The organism is Bacteroides sp. ZJ-18, from assembly GCF_011038705.2.
Classification (GTDB): Bacteria; Bacteroidota; Bacteroidia; order Bacteroidales; family Bacteroidaceae; genus Bacteroides; species Bacteroides hominis.
Genome location: NZ_CP072198.1, coordinates 79,442 through 95,265 on the forward strand (window position 1 = coordinate 79,442; position 15,824 = coordinate 95,265).

At 43.9% G+C, this 15,824-nt stretch carries 11 protein-coding genes; 1 reads left to right on the forward strand and 10 read right to left on the reverse strand.

Annotated elements, in window-relative coordinates; all coding sequences use genetic code 11:
• Positions 1–73 precede the first annotated feature (73 nt).
• The 10 genes from G7Y45_RS00350 to G7Y45_RS00395 form a co-directional block, all read right to left on the reverse strand.
• Positions 74–2,383 (reverse strand): beta-galactosidase, encoded by a 2,310-nt coding sequence (locus G7Y45_RS00350; protein ID WP_165017491.1) that lies wholly within the window; start codon positions 2,381–2,383, stop codon positions 74–76.
• A 39-nt stretch (positions 2,384–2,422) separates the two neighbouring features.
• Positions 2,423–5,428, reverse strand: a complete 3,006-nt coding sequence (locus G7Y45_RS00355) for a glycoside hydrolase family 2 TIM barrel-domain containing protein (RefSeq protein WP_165017494.1) — start codon at positions 5,426–5,428, stop codon at positions 2,423–2,425.
• A 181-nt stretch (positions 5,429–5,609) separates the two neighbouring features.
• On the reverse strand, positions 5,610–6,998 hold the full coding sequence (glmM, locus tag G7Y45_RS00360; RefSeq protein WP_005808542.1) for a phosphoglucosamine mutase: 1,389 nt from the start codon (positions 6,996–6,998) through the stop codon (positions 5,610–5,612).
• 36 nt (positions 6,999–7,034) lie between these two features.
• Entirely contained in the window at positions 7,035–7,679 is a 645-nt protein-coding gene (locus tag G7Y45_RS00365; protein WP_005781500.1) for a DUF4827 domain-containing protein, read from the reverse strand.
• A gap of 204 nt (positions 7,680–7,883) precedes the next feature.
• Positions 7,884–8,915 carry a bifunctional oligoribonuclease/PAP phosphatase NrnA gene (locus tag G7Y45_RS00370; protein WP_005781501.1) on the reverse strand — a complete coding sequence of 344 codons (1,032 nt, stop codon included), beginning with the start codon at positions 8,913–8,915 and terminating at the stop codon, positions 7,884–7,886.
• A gap of 50 nt (positions 8,916–8,965) precedes the next feature.
• Complete coding sequence (locus G7Y45_RS00375; RefSeq protein WP_165017497.1) at positions 8,966–11,065, reverse strand: ComEC/Rec2 family competence protein; 2,100 nt, start codon at positions 11,063–11,065, stop codon at positions 8,966–8,968.
• 9 nt (positions 11,066–11,074) lie between these two features.
• Positions 11,075–11,725 (reverse strand): ribulose-phosphate 3-epimerase, encoded by a 651-nt coding sequence (rpe, locus tag G7Y45_RS00380; RefSeq protein WP_005781503.1) that lies wholly within the window; start codon positions 11,723–11,725, stop codon positions 11,075–11,077.
• Between the two features lie 187 nt (positions 11,726–11,912).
• The gene (gene fmt, locus G7Y45_RS00385) at positions 11,913–12,887 is read right to left on the reverse strand and encodes a methionyl-tRNA formyltransferase (RefSeq protein WP_165017500.1); all 975 of its coding nucleotides are present in this window, start codon (positions 12,885–12,887) and stop codon (positions 11,913–11,915) included.
• Between the two features lie 44 nt (positions 12,888–12,931).
• Entirely contained in the window at positions 12,932–14,722 is a 1,791-nt protein-coding gene (locus G7Y45_RS00390) for a chloride channel protein (protein WP_005781508.1), read from the reverse strand.
• Entirely contained in the window at positions 14,722–15,285 is a 564-nt protein-coding gene (locus tag G7Y45_RS00395) for an L-threonylcarbamoyladenylate synthase (protein ID WP_005781511.1), read from the reverse strand. The genes G7Y45_RS00390 and G7Y45_RS00395 overlap by 1 nt, the downstream gene beginning before the upstream one ends.
• A 79-nt stretch (positions 15,286–15,364) precedes the next feature.
• Between G7Y45_RS00395 and G7Y45_RS00400 the strand changes: the two genes are divergently transcribed.
• Positions 15,365–15,799 carry a thioesterase family protein gene (locus tag G7Y45_RS00400; RefSeq protein ID WP_005781514.1) on the forward strand — a complete coding sequence of 145 codons (435 nt, stop codon included), beginning with the start codon at positions 15,365–15,367 and terminating at the stop codon, positions 15,797–15,799.
• The last annotated feature ends 25 nt before the right edge of the window (positions 15,800–15,824 follow it).

Genomic DNA, 15,824 nt, shown 5'->3' on the forward strand with positions numbered 1-15,824 from the left:
AATTGTGAATGTTATAATTGGATCTTATAACATTCACAATCTATCTACCTAATCTTCAGTGGAAATTCCTGTTTCAGTATTGAAACTCTTCCCCTTTGACATACACCCGATAATCCTTTATCATACCAGGGTATCCTTTTTCCGCACGGGGCAAATAGCGGAAACCGGTTACAGTATAGTCACCTCCCAAATCAATAACCAACTGATGCGGATAAGCATCACGGGCAACAGTCATCCAATAAGTAGATTCCTGAAGATCGAACACTTTATCTCCCGTACAGTTACCACTACGTGTCTCTTCGCTATCGGCATAACGTATCCGCCACTTTTCACGCGAAATCGGTTTGCCGTCTGCTCCCAACACATCGAGTTCGGCAATGGCTGCGACCTTCTTTCCGTCTTGGGCCGAAAGAGCTTCGAGGCAGAAGAAGCGTCCGGTATACTGACGATCCAAACGGATCTCCTGCCATCCGTTACCCGGAGTAAACGTACCTGTAGCAACAGGAATTTCCTGCTTCAGATTCAGTTGTTCACCTTTCTTTCGATGGGTAGAAGCACCTTCATTACGCAACCAATCCAGTATGGGTTTCTTCAGACCGCGAACAGAGGCTTTCTCAGGTCCCTTCAGATCGAGGACAATTATTTCATTTTCTCCCTCTTTCAGCCAACAACCGGGCATAAAAAGTGTTTGTTGCGGACCGATCTCCCAAAAACGTCCGATAGCAATACCATTGACCCATACCATACCTTTACCCCAGGTACTCATGTCAAGGAACGTATCGCCGGCTTTATCCAAATGGAAAGTGGCCTTATAATAAGCAGGCATTGTCTGGGCCGTTCCACTTTTATATTTTTTGTCTTGCACAAATGAGTAATCGACCGGGAAATTGTAAACTGTCCAGTTCTTCAACTCCGTGGTTTGCTTATCACAGACAAGTTCTACTTTCTCAGTGATACCTTTACGGTCATGGATGGATTCATCGAAGTTGACACGCCCCATAGCTTCTACCAGAATATCGATGCAGGTCCCTTTCTTCAAAGCCGGCAGCTGCAAAGTGAATTCACCACGACGGCGATCGAGGCGAGCCAATAGTTTACCATCCGCAAAAACCTGTGCCCAATCGTGTACTTCTGTAATCTTCATCGTCGTACCGGCATCTACAGGCTGCTGTAAAACAGTCCGATACAAAATAGTTCCCCATCCCTGATCGAAAGCTTCCATCGGTTGTATATCCGTGCTCTGTTTCGCTTCCGGCAGATTGGCAAAGAGGGGAGCCACCCGCGTAAACTTCACCTCGGGTATCTCTATGACCGGAAAAGCTACGGGAACAGCCGGTAACTGTTCACCTGCAGGCAAATAGTTTTCCAGCAGATCACGCAGTTGGAAATATTTATCTGTAGCCCATCCCGGTTCACTGATGGGAGCGTCATAATCATACGAACTGCACATAGCAGAATAAGCAGGGTTGTTGGCACCTCCCCAATGGCCGAAAGTAGTACCCCCATGTGTCATATAAAGACTGAAAGAGATATTGCGGTCAAGCATATCCTTTATGCCCTGTACCATACTCTTGGCGGGACGAGTCTCGTGTTTGCGCCCCCAATGATCAAACCACCCACTCCAAAACTCGCTGCACATCAACGGTGTGTCCGGACGAGCCTCCTTAAGACGTTTAAATTGTTGCTCAATGTTGGCTCCCGTACCAAAGTTGATAGTCCAAAGCAGATCGTCCAGACCATTCCGGTCGAAAGTACTGCTCCAATCACATTGGAAAAGGGGAACCTCAGTAAACCCGGCACTTTTCACGATGTCACGAATCGCCGAGACATAAGGTTTATCAACAGCATAGGCACCGTATTCATTTTCTACCTGTACCATAATGATATTCCCTCCCCGGGTAATTTGCAAAGGTGCGAGCTGCTTGCCAACTTCCTTCATAAAAATAGCTGTACGTTCCATGAAGTAAGGATCGAGTGTACGGAGAACGATATCTTTCTTCTTCAATAGCCACCAGGGAAGTCCGCCCATTTCCCATTCGGCGCAGACATAAGGACCTGGACGGACAATAACGTACATTCCGTGCTTCTGTGCCAAACGGCAGAAAGCTGCTATATCATTTTGTCCGGTAAAGTCAAATTTACCCTCAGTCTGCTCGTGAATGTTCCAAAACACATAAAGACAAATAGTATTCATGCCCAATGCCTTACACATCTCGATGCGATGTTCCCAGTAAGGTGCCGGAATACGGGTATAATGCAACTCGGCAGCCTTTACTGTGAAAGGCTTGCCATTTAAAAGAAAGGTATTCTTCCCGATCGTAAAGTTCTGCGCCGCGACAGGCAACGAAAAAATCAGTACGAGAAGTAAAATCAGTTTTTTCATGTTATTATTGTATTGTTCTTGGGTTTTATTGAATTATTATTATTTAAGCCTCATCTTTATTTTTCCGAAGCAAGGCAGCGCTTCAAGGGTTTTGCAAAAATTCCCCCATGCTATTTCGGGATAATCCCAGCAATTGTTGACATACAGAATCAGTTGGTCATCCGGTTGTTTATTGATCCGGCATGCCACCGAAGCATCTGTAGACAAAACCGAAAGCTGATGGATAGAAGGGGAAGCTGTCGAAAGAGTATAATAATAGATGTTTTCTTTCATCCCCTTAGCGGTTTGAGTCAACGGGTAGCGACAATTGGCTCCTGCATCTGCCCAATAATAATAGTTGTGTGTATCGTCTCCCCAAGGTTGAAGGGGTTCTTTACCGTAAGCAGCCTGCTTCGAAATGTATAAAGCAGTCTTTCCTTCATTTCCAGCAAAAGCTTTTTCCGGATAATAGTTCCAATACCCTTTACGTTTCCAGTCCAACTGCTGTATGGCATCTGCCAGATGGAAAGACAAACCTGTTTCACGCAGAAATCCGTTGGGAGCTCCATCTGTCAGGTAATCCACCTCCAACTGTCCATCGGGAGTTATTTTTATCGAAAAATCAACAGTTACCTCCTTATAATTTCCGGCAAGGTCGATATATACATCTCCGTTTGTTTCCTGCCGGTAACTGAATGCACTTTTCTTCCAGTCCTCTTCCAAAATCATAAACCGCGTAGCTGCTTTGCGTACTTCCGCTCCTGTCAAATGATTCAGGTTAATATACAAGTTCAGGAAAGGTCCTTTTTCTATCAGTACCCGGTCGCCGGCTTTGGCTTGTGTAATCAACCCTGTCTCTTTACTGAACGGTATTTCAAAACCTTCCCCACGAATGATCACCCAATCACCGGTTTCTTCCACCGATAGCTTATTTCCGTCAAGCACAGGTGGAAAAACAATCTTCTCCGTTCCGAGTATCGGACGGTAAGTGTCGATCAGGCTTCCATCGGCCGTCCTAAATTCAATCAACAGATGCTCACCTTCTTCCCACCGGCCAGCGGGGATCACTATGCTCCCTTTCTGATGGGGCGGAATGGCCGGAAGTGCAAGATTCTTCTTCACCCCCCGATAAGTATAACTCATCTGAAGTTCGTTCAAGCTCGTATGATCAAAGCGATTATAAACCGGAAGCACCAAACGCTGTCCGGAAGTGAAGTTACGAATATCATCAACTAACAGACGCACCGGCGAATACGCTTTCTTCGTAGCCCAAAATTCCGGTTTCTGACGTCTCCATACATCTACGATTCCCCACTCACCATAACCTACACAATTACCTTGATAGCCTTCGGGCTTGGCTGTGTGGGCAAACTCTTTCCAGAACGAAGTACCGGCTTTGGGCACAGGCAAAGCAAAAGTTTCATCTACATACCCCCAAATAGCTCCTCCCAATCCTCCGGGCACATCAAACAGTCCACTCCACATCATGTCAAGTGATTTTCCCCAGAACTCACGGATATTCGGGTCAGTCTGCAAAGTAGAATAAGTATAACAGGCCGGATGTGCCCATTCGTCAAAAAGAGCAGGAATCCCATGTCCCTGAAAGTGGCGGGTATTCATTCCCCATTGCGAAAGGTTACCGTTCACATCTTGATAGTGCATACTGAGTATATCATAAATTTTCTCCTTTGTGTCTACCGATCCCGGATAACTGAAAATAACGGGACGAGTCGTGTCTGTTGCCTTCACCCAGTCCCAACAAAGCTGAAAGTTAGTACCATACACACTCTCATTACCGATACTCCAAAACAAAATAGACGGATGAGAGCGGAAACTCTTCACCATCTCCTGACACTGTCCCAGATAACGGTCAGTATATTCGGGATTGCTTTGTGTTTTACCGGGAGCATAGTTTTTCTGCCGATAAGTATCTACAAAACAGACAGCAGTCTCACTCTCTACATACACCCCATAACGGTCACAGTATTCCAGGAATCTTTCAGAAGGAGGATAGTGCGACGTACGTACAAAGTTCATGTTCGCCTCTTTGAACAGAAGTACATCAAGGCTGTCCAATTCAGCGGTAGTGGTTCGTCCCAGAGTGGGATGAATATCATGCCGGCAAGCTCCGCGCAATTTCACAGGCTGTCCGTTCACCAACATACGATTACCTGCTATTTTAACTTCACGAAATCCCACTTCACGGATAAAACGGCTGATTTCTTTCCGATCCTGCAGAAGTACAACAGTCAAGGTATATAAATTCGGATGTTCAGCATCCCACTTCAACGGACGTGAAACAGGCAGTGACCAGACCTGTTCTTCTGCTCCTGCCTTCAACGGAAAACAATCCTGAGGAAGTTGTACAGGTTTTCCGTCAGGAGCTGTCAGCTGCAACCGGACCTCAGCAGGTTCATTTCCGGCAGATGTACAGGCAAAACGAAGGACAGCATCTCGGTACAATGAGTCCAAATGAGTCTCTACACTAATATCGTAAAGATGGGTAACAGGTAACGTGAACAAAGTCACATCCCGAAGAATCCCTCCAACAGGGTGATGTGCATATCCCGAAGCATAAGAGATTTCATCCAGCCGGTCGGTCACTTCCAACTGTATTTCATTTTTCTTCCCTGGACGGGCCTGTGCTGTTATATCGGTTTCCCAACGAGTAAAGCCACCGTGATGTTCGCGCACCAACTGCCCATTGACACTTAATTTGGCATGGCTGTAAACTCCGTCAAAACGGAGAATAATACGTTTTCCGGCATAATCGGCAGGAATAGTAAACGATTTCCGGTAGAAAAAAGGCTTGTCGTGTTCTATGGCATATCCTTGCATAGCTGCCTCACCGGGAACTTTAATTGTAGTCCATTTGCTTTGGGGTGAATATTTAAATTGCCAGATTCCATTTAGCAGTATTACAGGCTGTCGAACTCCTTCCTGTTCCACAGGGATAGTATAAGCAGGATACGAAGAAGAGGTAAAAGGTGCAGCAGTAGCCGACATAGCAGAAAACAAGAAAAATAGACCGACCACTACAGTAAACAAAGAAAGTCTCAATTTCATGATATACGATATAAGAGGGTTAATTAAAGGTACAAAGGAACAAGAAATATCATTCGCAAAAAATAGACTTTATTTCTTAAAAGATGGACAATCTTATGATTTTTAAAAGATTATTCCATTATAATTCATAAAAAAGGCTGCATCGTTGTCAATGCAGCCCTTCGATTATTTTTTAGAATCTTTACTTAGCCAATTCATTGATTACATCCATAATCTTCTGTCCTATTTCCTCAGCAGCCTCCATAGTCGATGCTTCACTGTATACACGGATAATGGCTTCGGTATTACTCTTACGCAAGTGTACCCACTTGTCTGCAAAGTCAATCTTCACACCGTCGATATCATTGATTTCTTCGTTCTTATAGATTTCCTTTACCTTAGCAAGGATAGCATCTACATCTATTTCCGGAGTCAGATCTACACGATTCTTAGCAATAAAATAAGGAGGATAAGTTGCACGCAACTCGCTCACCTTCTTGCCTTCGTGAGCCAAATGGCTAAGGAATAATGCGATACCTACCAAAGCGTCACGTCCGTAATGGCTGGCAGGATAAATCACTCCACCATTACCTTCACCTCCGATCACCGCATTGGTTGCCTTCATCTTGGTCACTACATTCACTTCACCTACTGCAGAAGCATTGTACTCCATACCATATTTACGGGTCACATCGCGCAAAGCACGTGTAGAGCTCAAATTAGATACCGTATTACCCGGAGTATGTTTCAGTACATAGTCGGCCACTGTGACCAATGTATATTCTTCACCATACATCACACCGTTCTCGCAGATCATGGCCAGACGGTCTACGTCAGGGTCAACAACAAATGCGACATCTGCTTTTCCCCCCTTCATAAGGTTCATGATATCACCCAGATTCTTTTCCAGAGGTTCGGGATTGTGGGCAAAATTACCGGTCGGTTCGCAATAGAGTTTTTCTACGTGTTTCACTCCCAGACGTTCCAACAGTTCAGGCAGAATAATACCCCCTACGGAGTTTACGCAATCGATGGCTACAGTGAAGTTAGCTTTCTTGATAGCTTCTACATCTACCAGGTCAAGCGCCAATACACTGTCGATATGTTTTTTGTTATAAGTAAGATCTTTGCGATAAGAACCCAGATGATCAACATCTGCATAATCGAATTCTTCAGCCGCAGCAATGCGAAGCACTTCTTGTCCTTCGGCTGCATTCAGAAATTCGCCGTGTTCGTTCAGTAATTTCAGTGCATTCCACTGCTTGGGGTTGTGTGATGCAGTCAGGATGATCCCTCCGCAAGCCCCTTCCATTGTCACAGCTAATTCTGTTGTCGGGGTAGAAGCAAGGTCGATATCAACCACGTCCCAGCCCATACCCATCAAGGTACCGACTACAACGTTCTTCACCATCTCACCCGAGATGCGGGCATCGCGGCCCACTACTATCTTGTTACTGTTCGATTTGCATGTCTTGCGAATCAAAGTGGCATAAGCCGACGTGAATTTTACAATGTCAAGCGGATTCAGTCCCTCGCCTGCGCCTCCGCCAATGGTTCCACGGATACCAGAGATAGATTTGATTAGAGTCATAGGTTGTTGTTTTAGAAAATTGGTTATTTAGTAGTTTTAGTTCAATGCTTTCTGGAATTTACGAATATCGTAGAAATAGGGGTTTACATATTGGTTAGCACTCTGATGCCCCATCTTTGAAGGTACAATCATTCTCACATGGGCATAGTTGGTAACATATTTCAAAGCAAGTAGCCATCCGGGAGGAACGTCTGTCGTACCATATTTGGCATACATCGAACCTTCTGTGAATACACCGGCCACCGAAGTTCCATTATCTACGTAACGGAATACATCCGGATAAGTATAGTAGTTCGGATAGTTTTCAAAACCGGGAAGCACCACATTGAAGCAAGTAGTATCATTGGCCTTAATATCATGTTCCACGAAGCGTACAGCTACAATATTATTATTTTTGATAGAATCGTTCTCCGGTTTATCGGTAACAATACCTTTATCCACAATCTGCATATAGACTCCGTTTGAGAAAGCTACATATTCATTCTTGGTCGTATCCGTCTTATATCCGTTTGCTTCAAAGTCACTCTCAGAAATAGTACGGATATCGTGCTTTTTAATAAAAGCGTTTACCGCATCTTTCTCTTCATCCAGCATTTCTGCATAAGTCTTCGAATTGTCGCAAGCCTGGAACATATATCCGAAGGCTAACAAGGAAAAAAATAACAATAGAAGTTTTTTCATTTCTGTATCTTATGTATATTCCGTACAAATGTATTTTAAATTAGTCGAATCTTTAGATTTAAAAGCAGAAAGTTCAAGTCTTTTAACCTTTGACTTTCAACTTTTAACGGAAGAGCAAGGAGCCATGGGCTATAAGTCAAAAGTAACAAGAAGTTATACACTTGTCATTCCTTATTCATAAATTGTAACCGACAACCCGCAGCCTCATTGTTTCAGAAGCGGCTTATATTTCTCCAATGCCTGTTCAAACACTTTCACAGCCTCTTCCATCGTACCGTAAAACTCTCCGCCTGACGCATTGAGATGCCCACCACCATTGAAAAACTCGGCAGCTAACTGGTTGCAAGGAAACTTACCTACGGAACGAAGTGAAATCTTAATCATTTTCTTTTCCGTATCCTCACGGAGGAAACAAGAGAAACAGACATTCTTAATCGAAAGCGGGATGTTTACAAACCCTTCGCTATCGCCTTTGATATAATCAAATTTTCCCTGTTCATCTTTGGTCAGCGATATAAGCGCAGAATTATAATCTTTATACACCCGCATATTCGATAATACATATCCCATCAAACGCAAACGGCTTTCGGAATAAGTATTGTAGACTTTCCGGTAGATATCATCTTTATCGATTCCTTTTGAAAGCAGTTCGCTGATAATGAAATAAATCTCACGATTATTAGAGTTATAAGTGAATCCTCCGGTATCTGTCATCATACCGGTATAAATACATTCAGCCCCCTCTTTGGAAATGTCACTGAAATATCCCATCCGGCAAATCAGGCGAAACACCAATTCGGAAGTAGAAGAAATTTCAGGATGTGAAACAGTGATCCGACAAAAGTCTTCGGGATGAAGATGATGATCTATCATTATTTTACGTCCCGGTGAGGAAGCTACTATATCAGCCATCTCGTCAATGCGCTTCAATGCATTAAAATCAAGACAGCAGATGACGTCTGCTTCCATAATCAACTTATCGGCAAACTCTTTATAACGGTCATACAGCAAAATATCCTTGCTACCCGGCATCCATCTCAGGAAATCGGGGAAAGCATTAGGGACAATTACATTTACAATTTTATCTTGAGAATCCAGAAAATGATACAATCCCAACGATGAGCCAATGGCATCTCCGTCAGGCGACACATGGGATACGATTACTATTTTGTCGGCCCGTTCAAACCATTTAGTAAAATGATCAATATGGGTTTGAGCAATTACTTTAGTCAGCATAACTTGTTTGTATAAATATGAGTTGGCAAAAATACGATAAATCTTTGTACTTAGAGCAAAAACCTCACAGAACCTTCGTCGGAAAGGGAGATAAAATGCAATCCCAACCGACGGCATTCTTCACTGAACACTCCCTTATAATAAGCGGACAGAGAAGAATCCAGAATAACCTCCCGGCAATGAAACAGTTGGGCCAATGACTCCAATCGTCCTGTATAGCCCTTACACAAATACAAATAATCTATGTTTAACGGTTCAGCGGCAGTTTTGTTTCGCCAACGGTTATCACTGACCATACAAATACGTTTATTACCGAACAGAAGCAGGTGGTCCTGCATCCAGAAGCCGGAAGAGCGATAGTCTTTTGTTATGGGTATCGGGGTATTCAGGTGTAACCGATTCCAATAGCCGGTTACCGCACGCGAAAGCCGTCTTTCATCCGGAATGCTATCTGCATAGGCAAGCCAGGATTTACCTTGAGACTCAATGCAATGTACAACCGGACATCCCCGGACATTATAGAAAACAATGCTCTGCACCGGTCGGTCAGCCATCCTCCATGCCCAATGAAGACTACCTGTAACCAACAGGCAAACACCTACAAGGTACAAACTTTTCGCACTACGAACCATCATATGACGCATACAGGCCAACAAAGCCAGATAAAAGGCAAGAACTTCCGCCGGATAAATCCAAACATTATCGATAGATGCCAACGGTAGATGCTCTACCCAACGAACCGCAGCATTCAGTAAATCGATAAGAAACTTCACCGCCACAGCACACCAGGTATAAAGCTGAGAAAAAGGGCTGACCACCAGCAGAATAACCGCTGAATACATAATCACCGACACAAGTGGAATTACCAACAGATTAGTCAATAAGAAATGGGTGGAAAATCTGGAAAAATACAACAATACCAAAGGGGCTGTACCTATCTGCGCAGCAAGCGAAACACACATTAATGCCCAGACTTTTTTTAATACTCCATTACCAATCGGAAGCAACCTGAACAACCGGGGATATATCAGTAGAATGGCAGTAACAGCCGAAAAAGAGAGTTGAAATCCAACATCAAACAGCCAGAAAGGATGAACCGCCAACATAATAAATGCAGTCAGCGCAAGCGTATTAAGTGAAATACCCGTACGCCCGGATAAGACCGACAAAGCCAACAATGAAAACATAATAACCGAACGAACCACAGAAGGGGACAGCCCTGTAATGAAAGCAAATCCCCACAATGCAGTAATTATCACTATCGCACGAAACAGCCTCACCCCCCAAACATTCCCCGGCAACCACTTCAGAAGTAAAAGAAGCAGCATATATAAAAATCCGATATGAAGTCCGGAAAGTGCCAGTACATGACTGGCCCCTGACACGGAATAAGTCTCCCTAATATCTTCACCTAATTCCTCTTTGTAGCCAACAGTAAGCGCGGCAAGTACGGCAAACTCATCCGGTTCGAACTTCAAAGCACGATATTTATCCAGAATCCGGTCCCGGCAGTCCAATGCAATCTGCCGAAAGGAACGGGACATCCTGTGTCCGATTATCTGCCATTTTCCCTCTGCAACAAAAGCAACTCCTCCAATCCCTCTGTAACGTAAATAACAGGCATAATCAAATTCATCGGGATTACCATTATTGGAAGGTGGAGATACGCGCGCCATCAATACTAACTCGTCCCCATTATGTAAACTTCCGGCGAGTGAATCTTTCGAAATGTAAAGCAATACTTTCCGATTCACCGGTACGACTCCCACTGAGTCTTGTTTTTCTGTCAGAAATGCCGGACAGAGAAAAGTATGTTCCTTCTCGTCGGGCCGATCAGTCAGGATAGCCCGATAAACGCATTCTTGTTTTTGGAAAGCATATACAGTTTGTTGTAAAACCTGATTCATGCCGCCGGTTCCGGCCCCAAAAACAAGTAGATAGGCAACACTGCCGAATATCCACCGAAACGAATAGCGACGTGAAAAATAGACTGTCAGCAGCAGAAAAAATAATCCGGCAGAAACTCCCACCAACACGGTATCCGGAATATAAACCTCCTTGAAAAACAAATAATTACCAACAAGAAAGCCTGCTATCAGAGGTAATAGCAGGCGTAAAAATGGATATCGATGTAAATACCGGAAGCTCACAAGCCAGCCTTACAGCCCTTTCATGGCATGAATCGTCTCTTCCGGATTCTCAGCAGCAAAAATGGCATTTCCTGCTACCAACGCATCCGCCCCGGCAGCCACCAGACGGGCACCTGTTTCCAGATTCACTCCACCATCTACCTCGATCAGCGCTTTCGATCCGGTACGCTCAATCAGTTCACGAAGTTCACGTACTTTCTCTACCGAGTGCTCAATAAACTTTTGTCCTCCGAAACCGGGATTCACACTCATGATCAACACCATGTATACATCCCGGATAATGTCCTGCAACAAAGCTACCGGAGTGGCCGGATTTATGGTAACAGCAGGCTGCATACCGGCCTCACGGATTTGTTGCACCACCCGATGAAGGTGTGGACATGCTTCGTAATGTACATTCATAATATGCGCCCCCAATGCCTTTACTTCAGGAATAAACTTCTCAGGATTGACTATCATTAAATGTACATCCAACGGTTTCTGAGTCAACTTAGCAACATACTTCAGCACCGGAAAGCCAAAGGATATATTCGGAACAAATACTCCGTCCATAATGTCAATGTGCACCCAGTCGGCTTCACTACGGTTAATCATCTCAAGATCCTTTGCCAGATATGCAAAATCTGCCGAAAGGATAGAAGGGGATATAATAGGTTTCATATTCATCAATATTTTAATAATAGCACAAAATTAACAAAAAAACATCAGAGCTCCCTCTTCTATAACAGTTTATTTGGCAGAAATTCTTTCCTTCTATTCCAATTCCACAATTGCAAGTGACAGACTCTGCTTTCCAGTACGTTGCCTTTACACTATCAAAGCATAAGATAGAGAGCCTCACCGCCAATTATTCCGCCTTCATCCTAAATGCCTCAGTCAGATGAAACCCACGCAAAAGTTCATCTGTCTTCAGCCTCTTTTTACCCGGCAACTGTAAAGAAAGGATATTTACAAACCCATCCGACACGGCTACTTTCAGGAAGTGCTTTCCATCTGTAATAATGCTCCCCGGAGTCAGTGCATGTACTTTCTCTTCTTTCTCACTCTCAAAGATTTTCACTACAACCGCTTCACCTTCCGGATTAAGTAATTCACTCCACGCAGCAGGATAAGGAGAAAGCCCGCGGATAAAATCATAAACCCGTTTCATCGGCTGATTCCAATTAATCCTACAGGTTTCTTTGAAGATTTTCGGAGCCGGACGAAGCTCCCCGACCACTGCCATTTCTTCCTGGGGAATTGCCTTTACATTTCCCTCCAGAATAGCATCTACCGTTTCTATCACCAGCCGTCCGCCCAACTGCATCAATTTGTCATGCACCACTTCCACATTGTCCGTATCAGCAATAGGAACGCGCACCTGCTGGATCACCTCACCTGTATCGATTTCATGCTTCAGGAAAAAAGTAGTAATCCCCGTCTCCGTATCTCCATTGATAACCGCCCAATTGATAGGAGCTGCCCCACGGTACTGCGGAAGCAAAGAAGCATGAAGATTGAAAGTTCCAAAACAAGGCATGTTCCATACCACTTCCGGTAACATCCGAAAAGCCACAACAATCTGCAGATCGGCCTTCCATTCGCGAAGTGCCTGAACAAATTCTGCATCTTTCAGTTTCTCCGGCTGTAATAAAGGCAACTGATGATCCAGCGCATATTGCTTTACCGGAGAATATTGGATTTTGTGTCCACGGCCGGCAGGTTTATCAGGCATTGTAATCACCCCGACTACATTATAGCCGCCTTCCACCAGACAGCGTAGGGCCTCCACTGCAAAATCAGGAGTCCCCATATATACGATTCTTAAATCTTCTTTTTTCATATTTAAAAAGCTATGAGTTATAAGTTTCCGGAAATTGTAACCCGTCAATCTTCCGAGAAATGCACCAATACCTGGCGATACGAATTAAATATTTTAGATTTTGAAACAAATCCCAGATACTTTCCTTCTTCGTTGACTACCGGCAAGTTCCACGCTTTTGTATCGTCAAACGTCTGCATCACCTGTTCCATACTGTCGGTATCATACAAACGGGCAGGAACGGAAGTCATCAATTTACTAACGGTAAAACGATGATAAAGTTCCTGACGGAACATGATGTTCCGGATATCATCCAGCAGCACGACGCCTAATAGAATTCCATCCTTGTCTGTCACAGGAAACATATTACGATGGGAGGTCGAAATAGCCTTTACCAATTCACCCAAATCCATTTCCGGACGTACACAGACAAAGTCTGTTTCGACTACATTTTCCACTTTCATCAATGTCAGTACAGCCTTATCCTTATGATGGGTCAGCAACTGTCCTTTCTTGGCCAGACGCATGGAATAAATACTGTGGGGTTCGAACACAATGATTGTCAGATAAGAACTGACCGAAACAATCATCAAAGGCAGAAAAAGGTCATATCCACCGGTCAGTTCAGCAATCAGAAACACACCGGTCAACGGGGCATGCATGACCCCACTCATGACTCCTGCCATTCCCATTAGAGCAAAGTTCTTTTCCGGTAAAGTGGAAGTAAAATCAAAATCATTGCTAAAGTGGGAGAAAACAAAACCGGCAATACATCCCAAATACAACGAAGGAGCAAAAATACCACCACATCCGCCTCCACCGTTAGTCGCACTCGATGCAAATACCTTCAACAGGATAATCAATACCAGATAAACCAACAGCAGATTGCCATATCCATAGAACAAGGAGTTATTCAATACCGTATCCCAATCGGCATTACTCGTACCGTTCAGCAATAATTCAATCGTATCGTAACCTTCACCGTAAAGAGGCGGAAAAAGAAAGATAAGTACACTCAACATCACACCACCCAATGCCAACTTCTTATACGGATTGGACAGTTTACCAAATACCCCTTCTACAGAACTCATGGCACGTGTGAAATAGAGTGATACCAATCCGCAAAAGATACCTAAAAGAATCACATAAGGAATACGTTCCAACTCAAAAGGCTGATCCAAATGAAATTTAAACATAGCCTCTTGCCCGGTTGTAATATACGAAACAGTAGCAGCCGTAACAGCCGAGATTAGCAACGGCAACAAGGATGACATGGTAAGATCAATCATCAATACTTCCAAAGTGAATACCAATCCCGCTATCGGCGCTTTGAAAATACCTCCAATGGCACCGGCAGCACCACATCCCACCAGCAACATCAACGTACGGTGTTCCATCTTGAACATACTTCCCAGATTCGATCCGATAGCCGATCCGGTAAGTACAATAGGGGCCTCGGCTCCTACCGATCCGCCGAAGCCGATGGTAATGGCACTGGCAATGGTCGACGACCAGATATTATGGCGTTTGATACGTCCTTGACGACGTGAAATTGCATAAAGGATCTTCGTAACCCCATGACTGATATCATCCTTTACGATATTGCGCACAAACCATCCGGCAAGGAAAATACCGACTACCGGATAGACCAGATAAAGGTAGTTGGCCTCTGTCGTATTAAAATTATCTGTGAGAAAGTTCTGTATCGTATGAATGAAGAACTTCAGGATCAATGCAGCAATAGCTGTAAAAATACCTACCAGAAAACTTAAAATGAGAATAAACTGCTTTTCTTTAATCTTATTCTCGCGCCAAATAATAAAGCGCTGTAATAAACTTATCTTTTCTTTTTCCATTATTCGCGAATAATCTTAATCACTCCACCTTTATCCAGTTTAATGATACTCGATGGTTTAGGACGACTCATATCATCCTGCCGGAAATTGACAATGTAGTCTACCGACGATTTTATTTCTTCGCTGATTTCATTGAAATTGGCAGCTCCCGGCTGTCCACTGATATTGGCAGATGTCGAAACAATAGCCTTACGAAACTGCTGGCACAAACGACGGGAGAATGCTTCGTTCGTCACCCGGATGCCTACGCTACCGTCTTCGGCAAGCAGATTTGAAGCTAAATTACGAGCACCGGAATAAATGATAGTCAATGGTTTATCGGCAACTTCCATCAAATCCCAAGCAATCGAAGGGACATCCTGCACATAAAATTCGACCTTCACTGGCGAATCCACCAATACCAACATCGCCTTGCTGTCAGCACGTTGTTTTATCTCATACACCCGGCGCACAGCGTCTTCATTGGTAGCATCGCAGCCAATTCCCCAAACCGTATCGGTGGGATAGAGAATCACCCCGCCTTCGCTCATCACTTGACAAGCTTTTTTAATGTCTTCTATCATTTCTTGATCTATTTCTTGTGAGAATAACGTGCAAAAATACTAATTTTGCCCAATAATAACAAAGGTTAAGAGAAAACAAATGGAAGAAATCGAATTTCATCACAGTTTACCTATACAACTACGATTCAATGACGTAGACAAGTTCGGACACGTCAACAACACCGTCTATTTTTCATTCTACGACCTCGGCAAAACAGAATACTTTGCCTCGGTTTGTCCGGGTGTTGACTGGGAAAAAGATGGTATTGTAGTAGTACACATTGAAGCCGACTTTCTGGCACAGATTTTTTCATCCGACCACATTGCCGTTCAAACTGCCGTCTGTGAGATCGGAACCAAAAGTTTTCATCTGATGCAACGGGTTATCGATACCGAAACAATGGAAGTGAAATGTATTTGTCGCTCGGTCATGGTGACATTCGACTTGGAGAAACATCAATCCAAGCCACTGACCGAAGAGTGGATAGAGGCAATTTGCCGATTTGAAGGAAGAGACTTGAGAAAGAAAAAATAAATAATCCTCCGTAGATGCCTTTTTC